This is a genomic window from Sphingobacterium siyangense, from assembly GCF_023277505.1.
Taxonomy (GTDB): domain Bacteria; phylum Bacteroidota; class Bacteroidia; order Sphingobacteriales; family Sphingobacteriaceae; genus Sphingobacterium; species Sphingobacterium siyangense.
In genome coordinates this window covers 6,411,593-6,429,290 of record NZ_CP080574.1, presented here as the reverse complement: position 1 = coordinate 6,429,290, position 17,698 = coordinate 6,411,593, and the positions used below count along the sequence as shown (strand labels likewise).

General features: G+C 42.4%; 7 protein-coding genes, 2 tRNA genes and 3 rRNA genes. 6 read left to right on the top strand and 6 right to left on the bottom strand.

The window, feature by feature from the left end:
* Nucleotides 1-35: 35 nt before the first annotated feature.
* From K2F45_RS26910 to K2F45_RS26890, 5 genes are all read right to left on the bottom strand, one after another.
* On the bottom strand, nucleotides 36-2,399 hold the full coding sequence (locus K2F45_RS26910) for a GAF domain-containing protein (protein WP_248932733.1): 2,364 nt from the start codon (nucleotides 2,397-2,399) through the stop codon (nucleotides 36-38).
* A gap of 12 nt (nucleotides 2,400-2,411) precedes the next feature.
* Complete coding sequence (locus tag K2F45_RS26905) at nucleotides 2,412-5,012, bottom strand: BamA/TamA family outer membrane protein (protein WP_083663418.1); 2,601 nt, start codon at nucleotides 5,010-5,012, stop codon at nucleotides 2,412-2,414.
* A gap of 2 nt (nucleotides 5,013-5,014) precedes the next feature.
* Nucleotides 5,015-5,911 (bottom strand): hypothetical protein, encoded by an 897-nt coding sequence (locus K2F45_RS26900; RefSeq protein WP_237241900.1) that lies wholly within the window; start codon nucleotides 5,909-5,911, stop codon nucleotides 5,015-5,017.
* Between the two features lie 119 nt (nucleotides 5,912-6,030).
* Complete coding sequence (gene ppk1, locus K2F45_RS26895) at nucleotides 6,031-8,052, bottom strand: polyphosphate kinase 1 (RefSeq protein ID WP_248932732.1); 2,022 nt, start codon at nucleotides 8,050-8,052, stop codon at nucleotides 6,031-6,033.
* 162 nt (nucleotides 8,053-8,214) lie between these two features.
* A complete protein-coding gene (locus tag K2F45_RS26890; RefSeq protein WP_248932731.1) occupies nucleotides 8,215-9,399 on the bottom strand; it encodes a Pycsar system effector family protein in 1,185 nt (394 codons plus the stop codon).
* A 1,396-nt stretch (nucleotides 9,400-10,795) separates the two neighbouring features.
* Between K2F45_RS26890 and K2F45_RS26885 the strand changes: the two genes are divergently transcribed.
* The 6 genes from K2F45_RS26885 to K2F45_RS26860 all read left to right on the top strand — a co-directional run bounded on the left by K2F45_RS26885 (nucleotide 10,796) and on the right by K2F45_RS26860 (nucleotide 17,236).
* Nucleotides 10,796-12,324, top strand: a 16S ribosomal RNA gene (locus K2F45_RS26885).
* A 121-nt stretch (nucleotides 12,325-12,445) separates the two neighbouring features.
* A tRNA-Ile gene (locus K2F45_RS26880) sits at nucleotides 12,446-12,519 on the top strand.
* Between the two features lie 11 nt (nucleotides 12,520-12,530).
* Nucleotides 12,531-12,604, top strand: a tRNA-Ala gene (locus K2F45_RS26875).
* A 227-nt stretch (nucleotides 12,605-12,831) separates the two neighbouring features.
* Nucleotides 12,832-15,713 (top strand): 23S ribosomal RNA (locus tag K2F45_RS26870).
* Between the two features lie 125 nt (nucleotides 15,714-15,838).
* Nucleotides 15,839-15,950, top strand: a 5S ribosomal RNA gene (gene rrf, locus K2F45_RS26865).
* Together the 16S, 23S and 5S rRNA genes with 2 tRNA genes alongside form the textbook arrangement of a ribosomal RNA operon.
* Before the next feature lie 566 nt (nucleotides 15,951-16,516).
* On the top strand, nucleotides 16,517-17,236 hold the full coding sequence (locus K2F45_RS26860; RefSeq protein WP_248932730.1) for a hypothetical protein: 720 nt from the start codon (nucleotides 16,517-16,519) through the stop codon (nucleotides 17,234-17,236).
* A gap of 69 nt (nucleotides 17,237-17,305) precedes the next feature.
* Here the strand turns inward: K2F45_RS26860 and K2F45_RS26855 are convergent, their stop codons facing one another.
* The gene (locus K2F45_RS26855; protein ID WP_075990349.1) at nucleotides 17,306-17,692 is read right to left on the bottom strand and encodes an SRPBCC family protein; all 387 of its coding nucleotides are present in this window, start codon (nucleotides 17,690-17,692) and stop codon (nucleotides 17,306-17,308) included.
* Between the last annotated feature and the right edge of the window lie 6 nt (nucleotides 17,693-17,698).

Sequence of the window (17,698 nt, the reverse complement as noted above, 5' to 3'; positions counted from 1 at the left end):
ACCAATGGGGATAAACTTCCCTTTATTGGACAAATTTAGGAGAAATCTTGATAGTTTAAATTCACCGAAAGGCGAATAGCTTTCAAACCCGCGATTCCCTGTACATCCTCCAATTTTAAATGTTCGATGGTATGCTCAATGATGCCCATGTCGTAGATTGCCTTTATACTCAACATAAGGTCCTCCAGGATTTCATCCGATAAATAGACGATAGCAATTTTATTGACCTGAGTAAGTCGTTCTTTGGTTCGCTTTATCCGAATTTTGTCTATCCTTTTTTTGATTATTTCATAACGGATATTGAGTGATCCCTCTACATCAAATCTCCGTTCATCTTCCCGGAAGCTGATATCAATGCTATGTGGATTGATAAAAATCAATTGTGTTGTTTCTAAAGCCAAAGGCAGAATATCCTTTGTATGGTAAGCTTTCAGCGCAATTCTAGCCATAGAAATAATTTGCTGACGCCTAAATACATTGATAAATTCGTAGCTAAATGGTTGTTGTGGTGTAATGGATTCGCCGATATAAATATCATATTCAATACCGTCTGTCCTGAATTTTTGAAAATACGATGGGTAATTCCCCTGGATAAAGCTATTGAAATGGTCTAGTTCCTTACCGATCAATTGATTGATCTGGCGTAAAGAAGTTTCAAATTCATTTCTATAAAATTCACCGGTTTCTCGATTGGTGAAAAAATGCTTCGCATAATGTTCAATCACCTCTATTTTTGACGGAAATTGCTTTCTGGCTTCTTCTAAAAATGGCTGTACGTCTTTCCTAAAAAACTCAATGATCTTGACCATCGACTCATCAAAAGAAATATGATCAAGAGATTCTGTAATTTGATCAACACGTGCTGAAAAGGTCATAATCAACTTGTGCTTTCCATCTAAAGAGAGCTCATCAATAAGCATTGCGAGCTGTTTGACCTTGAAGCTAAAGTCTTTCAGAATGGAGGCGTTTCGTATGATCGTGGAGTCTTTTACATCGACAGCACCATAGAGCGGATAGACTTCTTCAAATACAACCGCTTTGATATGCGCATCCCGACTGTCGTTTTCCAGTTCCTGAATGTACTGGGCTGCGATATGGTTAAATTTCCACTGAACCGAGGGCTGTATGGTCGTAAACCGGTTGATGATGATATCGTCGATACGTTTTTTAAATTCTAGCGTGATATCCTGAGATAATTGTGATAAAAGCGGAACCAAAGAACTTAAGGCTTGCATTGTCTCATTGTCGAGCTGATCTTGTTCATAGCTGTATATTTCCAATATGCCTGAGAGGGAATGATTATGGATAAGTGGAATACACAGATAGGTCGTTACCCCCGAGCGACCAATCCGCTCGTCGAAAATGGATGTGGTATTTCGGAGGCCATTTGTCGCATTATTGGTATAAAATATAACATGCGGATGTTTTAGGTAGCCCGCAAGTTCAGGATTGATCTTGAAGGTTTTATTTGCGGTATACGCTTCCGCAATCAAGATGCTCTTATTGGTGATTGAATAATCGAAAAATGGTACCCCATTTAATTGGAATAACGGAAATAGACTAAATACGGTATCAGCTCCTTTTAATAGCGGTGTGATGATTTTTTCTAAATCAGCGAAGAAGAGGTGATAATTGTATGTAGGAAGGTCCAAGAGAATGGACTGAATGCGGCGTAAAGTATGTTCCGTACTGGTCTTTCTGAAAGTTACAATACTAAAGCCCGATAACTCAAAATCTTCCAGTTTAACGGTATTGATAACGGTATTCCAATCAAAAAGCGAATCACTAGGATTTTCCGATAAACGACCGATATCAAGCGCAGGCAGTGTTTTTTTTGCCTTTATCTCAACAAATTTGAAATCGATGTCCAAATCGTAATAATCCACGATCTCCCCCTGATCATTGAGTTGATGATAAACAATGCTGCTGTTTTCATTGGAAGAAAAGCCATACAGACGCTCGAAAATGAGGGTATAAAAGAGCTTTTCTTGATTAGTAAGAAGGCTTCCGGTACGCATCTTCCCTTGAATTTCTTGCTCCACAAGCTGATGGCTAGTTAGGTCGAAAAAGGCTTCCGTTCCATAGAAGGCTTCTTCTGCTAGGGCTGTTGTGAGTGCCCAGTACCTTTTTGGAGCAGTGTCAACCAACGATACGGAGAGGCTATAAATCAATTGCAGAATATCTTTATAGGCATTGAGGTTATGCTTGCAGAGTTTACCGTTGAGATGCTCTATTTCTTTGATGCGTTCCAGCGCATACAAAGGAATCATATCATCGGATGAAGTGCCATTTTCAATAAAAGATTCCAGGTATTTGAAAAATGGTTCAAAGTCTAGCCTGCCATTTGCATACGTATTGGCCATTTTCGCCGTTGTGAGTTGTACTTTCTTTATCTCCATGGATCGAAAATTTTAAAAGCGGAAGCCTGTGCTGAAATAGGGATACCAGCCTTCATTGGATTTCGTCATGACAAAATGCAAAGGAAGTGCATTGGCGACGATGTAATAAATGCCTCCACCCACACCTTGATGAAACTTATCGCTGTTATAGCCCTTTGCCCACACTTTTCCAACATCATACATACCCATTAGTCCAAATTCACCTGGAAGAACATAGCTTTTGACATCAATTACTTTGACACGAGCCTCTAGGTTATTGTAAAGCATCTGTTGACCTGCAAATCGATACTGGCGAAATCCCCTGAGATTTTCATGGCCGCCTAGAAATAGATATTGATAAAATGTAGGGTTCCCAACAACGGTGCCCCCTCCTGTTCTATTGGCGAATATAATGCCTTCATTGAAAGCGCTAAAGTAACCCGTCATTGCAGCACTTAACTGCGCTGAGTTTTTTGAGTACTGATTGAGTCCAAAATAAGAATTCAAAGCGGCTTCAATATATAGCCCTTTACTTGGGTTAATCTTTCGATTACGGGAGTCTTGTGTTAAAAAGGCATTGATACCTGCAAAAGCTTTGTCTTTGGTAATCGATAAACTATCGTAAGAATGTAAAGCTTGGGGATTTAAAATAAATCGATCTTCATTTTCAATCGGATCTAAGTGGTAAAATTGGATATGCGGACCTACGGCAAAGTTTAATGTAGCTGAAGGTTTCCACCTTAACTGTGGATTGACATTGAAAATATTGAATCTACTTCTGTAATATTTTGCACCATACTGTTCCTTTAAGAAGAGCGAGTTATTACCTACGCCGAAAAAATTCTGCGTGTTGTCAGGAGCTTTTGCTAGCGCATCGACAACAAGATCCGCATCCCCGACAACAGCTATCCATTCGCCTCTATAGTGAATTTTATAAGCTCCGGTCCGGAAGGCTGTTGCTACAGTAAGTTGTTGCTTATAGGTAAAAGGACTTTTTCTAAATCCACGCTGATGTGTATAAGCAGCCCCTAGCCCCAGCGAAAAACCGTCATCAGCATTATAACCCGCAGTCACCAGGGGAAGCCAGGTATTGTACAGGTTTACAGGAACAAATTGCGTGTTGGTACTATCTTGTGCATAATGAAGCTTTATTTTGTTCTTTTCAGCCAGTAAAGTGGAATTTTTGGTGTTTTCGTAAAGCTGTATTTTCGATTTGCTTTGGTTGATAACATAAGTCTTTGGCGTGTTATCGCCAATAATTCGGAGTTTTATAGGAGAATTTGCGTTATCGATGACAACAGAGTCTTTTCCTTCAGCCAGATAGAGGCGAATTTCTTTTGTCAGGGAATCTTTATAGGTTTTGTCCATCAATGCCTTGGTGACTTTACCATCTTTATTGATCTTCGAAACTTTGACTTTTAAGTTTTTATTCGCTGTGCTGTATATTTCTACTTTTTCGTTTTTGTCGCTGAGATGAATATCGACAATGTTATTAATGAAATTGTAATACTCTTCCATCGCCATGGGCAGTGCATCACGACGGCTTTGAAGTGTTTTAAAAATTTGCTCTCCACGAATAGCAATGGACGATTGCGGCAGGCTATGTACCGACTCCCATAATACCGAATCTGTGAGACGTGCTACAAATTGCTTAACCTCTTTGGTCCATTCCTTGTGAGGAAGCTGGTTGCTCGGATGAGCATTTAAAAAGCGTGATTTAAACAAAGAATAGCGAATATCGGGAATACCGGTCGTGAAACCTTGCATGACTGGATTGACAAATTGCTGATAGATATCTTTCATTAGAAAACCTTGTGTGACACGCAGTGCCTGATCCCGATCGCGGGGAATAGGAATATAGTCTTTATCGTGATCTGTGCTATCCTGATTTTCATTGTACCAACGCCATTGATCCTCGTGTCGATCCCAGTCGCTTACCAGTACATCCAGCATTCTTGCACGGAGATATGCTTTAGCCTTAAAGTTATCGTCGTTATCTTCCTGTAGTTTTCGTACAGCTTTTGGGCTGTTGTCTGAATCACCAAGAGGTTCGCGTTCTTCTAGTAAAGCCACCGTATGCTCAAAAAGCGGAGCGTATTCACCCAATATGCTGTCTTGTGCAACAACACCGATGATTGGATGGGCATGTGGGACGTTCACGGCATTTGCCAAAGCGGGGATCATAAGCGCGGAATAGGGATGCTGCGCACTAGTGGCATCGTCCAAGACATCCTGTACAAAGGTGCCATGTAGCTCTTCTGGTATGAGGGATTCAGTCCTTTTATTGACTGATCGTAGTGCCCATTCCCGACCGCTTGAATCTGTAAGTCGTAGAGAAACCGATTGCATCCCGCCCCCTTGTTTAACAGGACGCAGTCCCCCGTATAAGGTTGAAAGTTGGAGCAAAGGTAAGGTGGTTTCTGCAGCCCATTCTTTGCGGTAGTTTTCGCCAAGGAAGAACTTTTTGAATTTACTGGCTTTACCATATTTTGCATTTGCAACGATACTTACACTGTCCTTGATGACGGTTTTAGCAAAGGACTTGCCCTGGTGTGCAGGTGACTGTGTATGTTTTTGTTGTGAATAAACATGACTAGCAAGAAAAATAAGAAAGAATGGTACAACCTTTTGCATGCCTATTTTTGTTCAAATTTATAAATGATCCCTTTATCCTGATTACCGGCTTCGCTGCTGATGTAAAGATCGGATTTTGAATCAAAGTTAATGCCTTCAGGTTGAGGGAAGATCTTCGGATCTAATGGAGAGAGCGATTTTACACGAAAATTCTCATCGGTTACCACAAGGGTTTTGTCTACAGAAGATAAGATATACCATTCCTTACTGTCTGCTTTTTTAGCTAACGCGGAGGGTTTGAACGTTTTCTTAATTTTAGCATTAAATGCCTGAAGTTGATCAAGCTGGATGGCAAATTCTCCTTTCGGCTGAAATTGACCATGCTCGTCAATTGAAAAGACATAGCCAGAGGTTTGCGGTTGTTTTCTATCGACCTTGCATTCTTTACATAATACGTATGCCTGGTTACTTTCGCGGTCAACAAAAAGTCCCTCGTACTCTCCTTTTGGGAGTAAATTTTTCTGTTCAACAACGTTTTTTATATCGTCCTTTTCGGCAATCGGAAAGGAATAGATGCTGCCATTGCTCTTTAAGATAAAGAAATGTGTATTGCTTATCGAGATATCCTCATAGTCGCCATCTTTTCCGAAAGGGTTGAACGTGACTTTTTGTGTCGGTTGGTTAAATTTATAAAGAAAGCCCTGCTCGTCTTGGATGGCATAAATATCGTCATCCTGTCCCGCGAGGAAGGCTATTCCGGATATTTCTAACAATTCGTCTGGCAAACTCATTTTTATGCCCGAAGATAATGTATAGGGTATTTGTTGCGGTTTTTCAGCTTGAACATGAGCGAGCTTGTTGCTATTTTCCTTGGCTGTATTATTCGGGTTGCAGGCGAGAAAAATAGCGGAGGCTAAGCCTAATGCCATAGTTGTCAATATCGTCGGGTTTTTCATCATTATATGATTAAATTTAAATTGATGAAGTCATCAGATTTCTGAATGAGCTTACGTGCAATGATTATTTTGTTGGGCTTTCAGGCTGGTCATGCTTTTATGAGATGCCCTGCTGAATAGTCCTATTGTTTCATTTTGCCTTTCAAATAATTAAGGATTTGTTGCTGCGAAACATTCTTCTGTTGTGTTTCTATTGCCTGATTTTGCCCATGTTCATCCAGCAAAGTTGCTTCGGTGTCGTCCGCAAACTGAATATCGAACAGTTCCTGTATTTGATGGGCTAATGTCAGATTCAGCAGCGGAAAGCAAGTTTCTATACGTCGGTAGATATTGCGGTTCATCCAGTCTGAAGAACCCAGATACACGCTGCTTTGTGTTTGATATTGAAAAATAAATATTCTGCCATGTTCTAAATATCGTCCTACAATCCGTTTCACGACAATGTTGTCGCTCAATCCAGGTACTTGTGGTTTTAGCCTACAGATTCCTCTGACCAATAACTGCAGTTTTACCCCTGCCCGGCTTGCTTCATACAATTTATTGATTAACGATTCTTCTTCAAGATTGTTTAATTTAATTTTTATTGTAGCTGTCTCTCCGGCTTTAGCAGCTTGGATGGCCTGGTCGATCAGGGATAAAAACGTATGTTTGAGGTTGAACTGTGCAATCAGTAAATGACTAAAAGACAGCTCATTTGGACTATGGGGTTTTCTCCGGGCCGGTAAAAACTCGAATAACATATTTAATTCGTTGGTCAATAGCTTATTTGAGGTAATGAGGAAATAGTCTGTGTAGACCTTCGCCGTTTTTTCATTTAGATTTCCTGTACCTAGCAATGCACTTTCACGACCTTGTTTGCGTTTGACCAGCGCTATTTTGGCGTGTACTTTTAAATTGGGGATACTATAGGTAATTTTTACCCCCTGTTCTTTCATCAATCGGGCCCAATGTATATTATTTGCTTCATCAAAGCGCGCTTTCAATTCGACAAATACATTGACTCTTTTTCCATTCTTTGCTGCGGTAGCGAGTGCTTGTGCGATATGAGAATCACCGGCGATACGGTATAAGGTCGTGTAAATCTCGTCTACGGTTGGATCTATTGCAGCCTCGTTAAAAAAACGCAGTATGGGGTCGAACGATTCATAGGGAGTACAGATCAACAGATCCTCCCGGTCTATTTGGTCAAAGATAGATTCCTTAAAATTCTGATTCTTATTAATTTGCAGCTGTTTTGGATAAGAAAGTTCGGCTATTTTAATCGGAAATGAAAATAGATCCTTGAGATTGTGGTAGTTTCCGCCTTCGACAATGCTACTTTTCCGTAGATCAAATAATGTTGCCAGTGTTTCTATCAACTGTTTTGGCAGATTTGGCTGGAATAGAAAGCGTGTTGCATAGCCAAGGTCACGTTTATTGACTTCCATCTCGATTTTTTGGGCAATATCACCCTCAAATTCATCTTGGAGATTTAATTCCGCATCCCTTGTGATTTTAAAGGAATAGAAATTTAACGATGTATTTCTTATGGCTTCAGGAAAAAATGCTTTGATAATATCATCTATGAGCACGACATATTTATTGCCATTGATCTCACAGGTGAAAAAGCGGCCAATATGATTTGAAGGGACATTTAGAAAGAATACCAGTTCAGTATTGTCGTCTGTAACGACGAAGTAGAGCTGATTGTTGATCGGGAAAAAAGAAGTATCATCAATCGGTATAATTTGGAGGTAGGAGGCAATTGTAGTAAAGAAATACTGGGCTGTGAGGTCTTTTATTTCGGTCGGAATAGCTTGATTGTAAATAAAGAATATATTTTCTTTTGCTAATTCTTGGATAATATCAGCTAGTATTAGGCCAAATTTTTCCTGTTGTTTGCTGATGGTTTTTGACGCTTTTTTATACGTCCCAATATCTATGTTCGGAATGAGCTGTCCGGGATTTTGCTTCATTATTTTTTTCCAAGCCATCAGTACAGGCATTCTAACCCGATAAAATTCATCCAGATTGGATGAGAAAATAGCGAGAAACTGTAGTTTTTCCAATAAAGGTACCTCCTGACGACCAGCTTGGTCAAGTACCCTATCATTGAACGACAGCCAGCTGATGTCTCTGTTGATATAAAGATCTTTCTTCTTCATCCGTATAAATTTATGGTTATGGCAACATGCTTACAACAACATCAATAAATGATGCAGTCTATTGGTCGCTAATGATTGATTTAAAGGCAGCATTTTTTTAGATAAAAAAGAAAGTTTGAACAATATGATCCTGACATATTCAGCTGTATTTATAGGATCGCATTAAAATATGGTTGCGACGACAAAAGAAACAACCGATATAACAAGGCCAAACATAAAAATTCCATATGCGTATCGTAGGAGTTTGTATTTTCGGCCTAATACCACACCTTGCGAATAAACATCCTTGGTAAGCATGCCATATAGAAATTCCGAATCGACCATTACCTTCTGCATGCCTTCGTTGTAGTCGTCGAGTTTCATCTTGTAAAAGTTTCCGAAAAAGAGCAGATTGACTGATTTTTGTTCGATTTCCTCTTTTGAGAATTTACCAGAGGGAATTTTGGGTATTGTTGACAATATTGCCATGACCATGGTTGCTACCACGGCCGTTGTTAAGATAATTGTTGGGATAATAAGGTGCTCGTTGGCATCTAGTTTCCGAAATAAGACAGCAATCACGACGGAAAGGATAATAGAATTGACCGTTAACAAGATGTTGGCCTTGTTGTCTGCCATGTCGCTTAATCGCTGATTGTTTGAGGACGTAATCCGGAACATTGTTTCTATCCCACGTTCTGGCTTACTGCCTTTCTCCTTTTCCTTTTTGTCTTCTTTTTTGCTTTCTTTATTTTTTGAGATAGATTTCTCCTGTTTTTTCTCCAGTTCTTTTAGATTCATCTCTTTTTTGGCATTAAGCTTTTGCTGCGCATATTCAGTATGGTAATGATGGCTCATTAATAGTTTGATTGTGCCCGCCCGCCATACGTCTTTATCGATCTCCTTCCCTAGTACTGCTTCAGCTTCGGCTTTCATCAGTTTGTTTCTGTTAACGAAATCCTCATTCCCAAAATGAAATAGGTCCGCGTCGCAGAGAATTTGCTCCAGCAGGTTTGTTGGATCCTGAGGCATTCTCGTTGCCAAAATACAACCTTTGATTTTTTCCTGTATGGCTTCCGGTATTCCTTTATCCTGCAGAAAATTGAAAGCAATTTCGACACTTATCTTCTCATGACCGATAGCATTGTCAGATTTTACGTAGCCGAGGTCATGAAAGTAGGCAGCACTAATAACAATAAAGTGATCCTCCTCTCCTAGTTTATAGTGCGATGAAATCTCCTCCGCAGCACGTACAACAGAACGTGTGTGTATCGTATTGTGAAAACAATGGCAAACTGAAATATTTTCTGTAATATAAGTTTCAGCATATTCTTCTACCTGTTTTAAAAGCTGAGCATAATCTATCATGGACCAATATGGTTTTATGTGCAATAAAAGTATTTAATATCTTTAATTTCTTAAAAATAAGGTCTTCTTTTTTGTTATTTATTAACCTAGATCAAATTTACTGAAAAAAGAGCTATTCCAATAGTTGTAAAATCGCCTGTTATATAAGTAGATAGTTGATTGTTAAAACAGATCGTTAATCGGATAAGATCTTTCAATATAAGTCATGAGGCTCAGGCGAACTGGGTTTGGATCGTTTTATGATGCGAGAGATCTCATGGTTCCTCCCTAAGGGAGGAAGAGTTCTGGATTGCTTATCCTTTAGTTTAGTTTTTGTCTAGAGTTAGATTAGTCTTAAGTTAGGTTTAATTTAGGTATCACCTAAACTAAACCTAAACAAACCCTAACTAAACCCTAAGTAAACCCTAAGTAAAGTGGTAAGAAAGTATAGCTATTAAAAGGGTCAATCAGGAGTGCTGTATGCTTTCATCCTTTTATAAGCTGTGCTGCGGTATCCTTGCGGTGCCATCTTTCCGGCGGCACAATTTTCCCGTCTTTCCAGTACGGATTCTATCCGAGGGGCCGCGCAGGCTTTTGGCAGAAGATCCCGACCGGATTATGCAGCCGGATATTTCTGTTGTCTTGTTGTTGTTCTTTGACCATTTGGCTGCCATCTTCCCGCCCTGTCCCCGTCCGTCTGCTGTGCCTGGCTCTCTGTCGCGGGTATTGGGCTGCACTGCCATTCCCGTACGACCTTAGTACTTTCTTGCGCACCCTTCCCTTTTCCGGTGTCCTGAGCGGAAGCCCGCACGGGAGGCAAGGACAGAAATCTGCTGCAGATCTTAGGAAAGTACCCTTTTTGCCACCTTCGACGCAGGCCTGTGGTCAGAAACCAAAAATAATCTCACACCGTTACAGGTAGTTAGGGACAAAATGAAATAAATAAGAACAAAAGGCTTGGAAGTCTGCCCGAAAACTCCCTATCTTTGCACCACTCCGCAAGGGAGGGACGGTTGCTTCGAGAGAAGGAACCCTGAAAAAAGAAGGGTTTAAGAGAAGCCTGGCAGGATTTAAAATCCCGCTCAGTTTATTTTAAACGCGGAAATCGAAAAAAGGGAAAAGAAAAAAAACTTCAAAAAGTTTTTGGAAGTTCAAAAAAGATTTCTACCTTTGCAGTCCCAACGGAAACGAAGGGAAAAACAAAAAAGATAAAGACGGCGCAATGCCATCGGAATATAGCGGATACGGAAGTTGAAGCGGCAAAAGTTCTTTAAGAAAACACAATCATGTAAGCGTGACGAGTAGACAAACGAAAGTCATGAACAAATTCAAGTAATTCGTTCAATTCGATCCAAGATCAGAGATATAAAAAAAGAATTCTGATTATGTAAATAGTTGGAATCAAAAACTTCATTTTACAATGGAGAGTTTGATCCTGGCTCAGGATGAACGCTAGCGGCAGGCCTAATACATGCAAGTCGGACGGGATCCATCGGAGAGCTTGCTCGAGGATGGTGAGAGTGGCGCACGGGTGCGTAACGCGTGAGCAACCTACCTCTATCAGGGGGATAGCCTCTCGAAAGAGAGATTAACACCGCATAATATAATTTCCCGGCATCGAGGAATTATTAAATATTTATAGGATAGAGATGGGCTCGCGTGACATTAGCTAGTTGGTAGGGTAACGGCTTACCAAGGCGACGATGTCTAGGGGCTCTGAGAGGAGAATCCCCCACACTGGTACTGAGACACGGACCAGACTCCTACGGGAGGCAGCAGTAAGGAATATTGGTCAATGGGCGGAAGCCTGAACCAGCCATGCCGCGTGCAGGAAGACTGCCCTATGGGTTGTAAACTGCTTTTGTCCAGGAATAAACCTAGATACGTGTATCTAGCTGAATGTACTGGAAGAATAAGGATCGGCTAACTCCGTGCCAGCAGCCGCGGTAATACGGAGGATCCGAGCGTTATCCGGATTTATTGGGTTTAAAGGGTGCGTAGGCGGCCTATTAAGTCAGGGGTGAAATACGGTGGCTCAACCATCGCAGTGCCTTTGATACTGATGGGCTTGAATCCATTTGAAGTGGGCGGAATAAGACAAGTAGCGGTGAAATGCATAGATATGTCTTAGAACTCCGATTGCGAAGGCAGCTCACTAAGCTGGTATTGACGCTGATGCACGAAAGCGTGGGGATCGAACAGGATTAGATACCCTGGTAGTCCACGCCCTAAACGATGATAACTCGATGTTGGCGATAGACAGCCAGCGTCCCAGCGAAAGCGTTAAGTTATCCACCTGGGGAGTACGCCCGCAAGGGTGAAACTCAAAGGAATTGACGGGGGCCCGCACAAGCGGAGGAGCATGTGGTTTAATTCGATGATACGCGAGGAACCTTACCCGGGCTTGAAAGTTAGTGAAGAGTGCAGAGACGCACTCGTCCTTCGGGACACGAAACTAGGTGCTGCATGGCTGTCGTCAGCTCGTGCCGTGAGGTGTTGGGTTAAGTCCCGCAACGAGCGCAACCCCTATGTTTAGTTGCCAGCATTTAAGGTGGGGACTCTAAACAGACTGCCTGTGCAAACAGAGAGGAAGGTGGGGACGACGTCAAGTCATCATGGCCCTTACGTCCGGGGCTACACACGTGCTACAATGGATGGTACAGCGGGCAGCTACATAGCAATATGATGCTAATCTCTAAAAGCCATTCACAGTTCGGATTGGGGTCTGCAACTCGACCCCATGAAGTTGGATTCGCTAGTAATCGCGTATCAGCAATGACGCGGTGAATACGTTCCCGGGCCTTGTACACACCGCCCGTCAAGCCATGAAAGTTGGGGGTACCTAAAGCATGTTACCGAAAGGAGCGTGTTAGGGTAAAACCGATAATTGGGGCTAAGTCGTAACAAGGTAGCCGTACCGGAAGGTGCGGCTGGAATACCTCCTTTCTAGAGTATCGAAGATCGGTGCTCGTCACGTTACATATGATTGCAAGAAGAAAAAACATCAGAAGAAAGTGCCCGCCCCGAAAGGAGCAGGACCGAGAGAAAGAGATGAACAAGATAAGCTAGTCCCGTAGCTCAGTTGGTTAGAGCACTACACTGATAATGTAGGGGTCAGCAGTTCAAATCTGCTCGGGACTACGAAAAAAAGAGGGGAATTAGCTCAGCTGGCTAGAGCACCTGCCTTGCACGCAGGGGGTCAACGGTTCGAATCCGTTATTCTCCACATCACCGGTGAAGTATATAAAGATATACTTCAGGATACCGGAAAAAGAGTTCTTTGACATATTGAAAGAGAAAAAAAATTACAAGAGAAGACAACAGTATAGAGACAATACGTGTATGTGTTTGAAGTAAGGGAGAGGCCCTCGGTGAATGCCGAACGATCCCGAACCTAGCATACGGGTATATATATCAAAAGCAGCCGCATAGTAGCAAAAGGCTATGCCGGTGAAGAAAGTAAATAAGGGCACACGGGGGATGCCTAGGCTCTCAGAGGCGAAGAAGGACGTGATAAGCTGCGATAAGCTTTGGGGATTGGCAAATGCGACTTGATCCAGAGATTTCCGAATGGGGCAACCTGACTATTTGAAGAATAGTCGTATAAAACGCGAACGCGCTGAACTGAAACATCTAAGTAGGCGTAGGAGAAGAAAATAACAATGATTTCCCAAGTAGTGGCGAGCGAACGGGAAAGAGCCCAAACCGATCATGTTACGGCATGGTCGGGGTTGTAGGACCACGAGATTGTACAGCGCTATGAACTGGAAGCAGGTGGGAAACTGCGCGACAAGGGTGAGAGCCCCGTACAGGTAAAGAATGTTGACATAGTGGTATCCTGAGTACCGCGGGACCGGAGAAATCCTGTGGGAATCCACCAGCACCATCTGGTAAGGCTAAATACTCCTGAGAGACCGATAGTGAACCAGTACCGTGAGGGAAAGGTGAAAAGAACCCCGAACAGGGGAGTGAAAAGAACCTGAAACCGTGTGCTTACAAGCGGTTGGAGCAGGCAGGTCCTGTGACAGCGTGCCTTTTGCATAATGAGCCTACGAGTTACTCTTGTCTGGCAAGGTTAAGTCCTTCAGGGACGCAGCCGAAGCGAAAGCGAGTCTTAATAGGGCGCATAGTCAGATGAGGTAGACGCGAAACCTTGTGATCTACCCTTGGGCAGGTTGAAGTTGCAGTAACATGTAATGGAGGACCGAACCGATAAACGTTGAAAAGTTTCCGGATGACCTGAGGGTAGGGGTGAAAGGCCAATCAAACTGGGAAATAGCTCGTACTCCCCGAAATGTTTTTAGGAACAGCGTCGGCGTAGAGTTTGATAGAGGTAGAGCTACCGATTGGGTGCGGGGGAGTCAAATCCTACCAAATCCAGACGAACTCCGAATGCTATCAAATATAGCCGGCAGTGAGGCTTTGGGTGCTAAGGTCCAAGGCCGAGAGGGAAAGAACCCAGACCATCAGCTAAGGTCCCCAAATTCGTTCTAAGTTGAACTAACGAGGTCCGGTTGCCCAGACAGCTAGGATGTTGGCTTGGAAGCAGCCATTCATTTAAAGAGTGCGTAACAGCTCACTAGTCGAGCGGCCGGGCGTGGATAATAAACGGGCATCAAGAACGGTACCGAAGCTATGGATTTGCATTGAAAGATATGCATCTGGTAGGGGAGCATTCCATCGCCGGGGAAGCAGTTTGGCAATGAACTGTGGAGGTTATGGAAAAGCAAATGTAGGCATAAGTAACGATAAGGCGGGTGAGAAACCCGCCCACCGAAAGACCAAGGTTTCCTGATCAACGTTAATCGGATCAGGGTCAGTCGGGACCTAAGGCGCACCCGAAGGGGGCAAGCCGATGGACAACTGGTTAATATTCCAGTACTCTTCATAACTGCGATGTGGTGACGGAGTAGTGACACTGCCGCGAACTGACGGAATAGTTCGTTGAAAGGCGTAGGTATAGGGACGGTAGGCAAATCCGCCGACCCTGCTGAAACCCAATAGTACAGCAAAGCTCCGGTGGCGCTGATAGAGCAGGTAAACAGACTTCCAAGAAAACCCGCTAAGCTTCAGGTTATGAAGACCCGTACCGCAAACCGACACAGGTGGTCGAGGAGAGAATCCTAAGGTGCTCGAGTGAGTCATGGCTAAGGAACTCGGCAAAATGGCCCTGTAACTTCGGGAGAAGGGGCGCTGTCTCGTAAGAGCAGCCGCAGTGAAAAGGCCCAGGCGACTGTTTAACAAAAACATATGGCTTTGCAAAATCGCAAGATGAAGTATAAGGCCTGACACCTGCCCGGTGCTGGAAGGTTAAGAGGGGATGTCATCGCAAGAGAAGCATTGAATCGAAGCCCCAGTAAACGGCGGCCGTAACTATAACGGTCCTAAGGTAGCGAAATTCCTTGTCGGGTAAGTTCCGACCTGCACGAATGGTGTAACGATCTGGGCGCTGTCTCAGCCATGAGCTCGGTGAAATTGTGGTATCGGTGAAGACGCCGATTACCCGCAACGGGACGGAAAGACCCCATGCACCTTCACTATAGCTTAACATTGAGATTGGGTACAGGATGTGTAGGATAGGCGGGAGATGTTGAAGTGGCTTCGCCAGGAGTCATGGAATCAACCTTGAAATACCGCCCTTTCTGTATTCGGTTTCTAACTCCCTTATGGGGAGGACATTGTTTGGTGGGTAGTTTGACTGGGGTGGTCGCCTCCAAAAAGGTAACGGAGGCTTTCAAAGGTAAGCTCAGTACGCTTGGTAACCGTACGTGGAGTGCAATGGCATAAGCTTGCTTGACTGTGAGACCGACAAGTCGAACAGGGTCGAAAGACGGACATAGTGATCCGGTGGTTCTGTATGGAAGGGCCATCGCTCAAAGGATAAAAGGTACGCTGGGGATAACAGGCTGATCTCCCCCAAGAGCTCATATCGACGGGGAGGTTTGGCACCTCGATGTCGGCTCGTCACATCCTGGGGCTGGAGAAGGTCCCAAGGGTTGGGCTGTTCGCCCATTAAAGTGGCACGCGAGCTGGGTTCAGAACGTCGCGAGACAGTTCGGTCCCTATCTGTTGTGGGCGTTGGAAGTTTGAGTGGATCTGACCTTAGTACGAGAGGACCGGGTTGGACAGACCTCTGGTGAACCTGTTATGCCGCCAGGTGTACGGCAGGGTAGCTACGTCTGGAATAGATAAGCGCTGAAAGCATCTAAGTGCGAAACTAGCCACGAGATGAGACTTCCTTATAGGGTCGTAGAAGATGACTACGTTGATAGGCCATAGGTGTAAAGGTTGAGAGACCAAAGCCAAGTGGTACTAATAGCCCGAAGCTTTCTCAAGCAGACAGACACTGTTGTCTTCCTCTTTAATTTTTAAGAAACAAACAGAAACGAACCTCTTTCAATACATATGTCATTTGGCATGAATCACATGATATCAATCATGATAATGTCAATAAAGATTTTTAGGTGCCTATATCGGCGGTGTCTACCTCTTCCCATTCCGAACAGAGCAGTCAAGCCCGCCAGAGCCGATGGTATTGCCGTAACAGGTGGGAGAGTAGGTCGGTGCCTTTTTTTACACGGAAGCCCTTGCTGGAAACAGTCAAGGGCTTCTTTCGTTTAGATACTTCCGTATTTCCCTGTACAGGCTATTGCATATCCTCCGCCTATCGGTTATAGCAGCACTAAGCTTGAGTTTTCTGTATGATAATTTTCTAGTGCTAAAACTTGAACAATCGAATTAAGCCTATTGTAACTCATTCTGCTTACTTGATGTAGAATTACTGGTATGGCTTTATATAAACAAAATGCATACGTATGATCTTCTTAGTGAGGCTATTATTGGGTTTATCAAATTCGCAAACCGATACTGTTCGTTTTGCCGAGCAGGAATGAGGTTATAAAACTAGTAATAGAGAAGTCCAAGTTTAGAACATTTTATATGGAATTTTAACTTAAATATTTATAATTTTTTACTTAATATTCCCTATGCCTCGGGATGTCCAAAACATGAGCAATGAGACAATTATAATACGCTACGTATAGATATTTAAGTTAAATGTTTAATTTTTTTAATGTTTTGCAGGTGGTAAAGTGAATTATTGGAATGAATTGTATATTTGTGGATATTAACTTATATAATGAAAAAAGCTAAATTATTAATGTTGGGCCAAATGATGGCAGTTATTGCTCTACTTATATTTTCCGAAACACTTTGTGCTCAAAAGAAATCTAATAATACAGATTATATTGTTTTCATGAATGGAGATAGCTTATATGGGAAAATTTCTTCAGTTACGGATAGTAAATTGTCATGGCGTGATGGAGATACGCAGATGGATTTTTTTCCAGACCAAGTTTTTCGTGTTTATCAAAATAGTAAAAGCAAAATTTTCGCACCTTCTTACATCGAAACAGGGCTAGAAAAAGTTAAAAATACAAAACCTCAGATTTTTCGGATTAATAAAGAAAAATCAGAGGAATTAAGATTTGCTGAATTAATTCAGGATGGTGAAATAATGGTCTATTATTTTAAAAGCTCTGGCTTGGCGGTGGGAGGTGGAACCTCTGGACCTATTCTCGGTTTCACGACAACGAAATATTGGTGTGCTCTTAAGCGTTCTTCTGGGGAGATAATTGAATTGAATGATGTTGTAAAAGATATTTTGGGGAATGATGTAAAACAAAGGGCTAAAGCGCTATCAGCGTTAATAGAAGATGAACCAAGCATATTAAAGCAATTTCAGCTTGAACGAAAATATAGTTACGAGTTGTTTTTAAATTATATAAAAAAGTATAATGAAGCTAGGTTATCTAAAGAAAATGGGGGCGGCATCGTTTCGGAACGTATGATATATTAGCTTATTGGCGTCATTTATGACGCCAATAAGCTAATATATCATCAAAAAGGAATTCTGAGATAATAGACTTTAATCTTCTTCTGTATAAAAGTCGATCAACGAAGAGATATAAGGATCTTCCCATCCATCCGAAATATTATCAAAGTCTTCATCAGGTATATTCGTTTGCCTAATTTCCAAGGAAGTCCCTTTTTTATGTTCATGCAACTTTAATGTAACAATAGAAGGGCTGTCTGTTTCACCGAAATACCATTCTTGTACAATTTTTGTCGATGGTTCCAGTTCCAAGAATCGGCCAGTTATAGCACCATCCCACAAAGAGAATTCCCCATTGACAGTAGGGTCTATAGACACAAGGTCCCCTGTCCAAAGACGAGCGGTAATTTCGGTCGTTAATGCAAGATACAACTCCTCTGGAGTTGCAGGAATAATAGCATATTTCTTGAATTCTTTCATGGTACA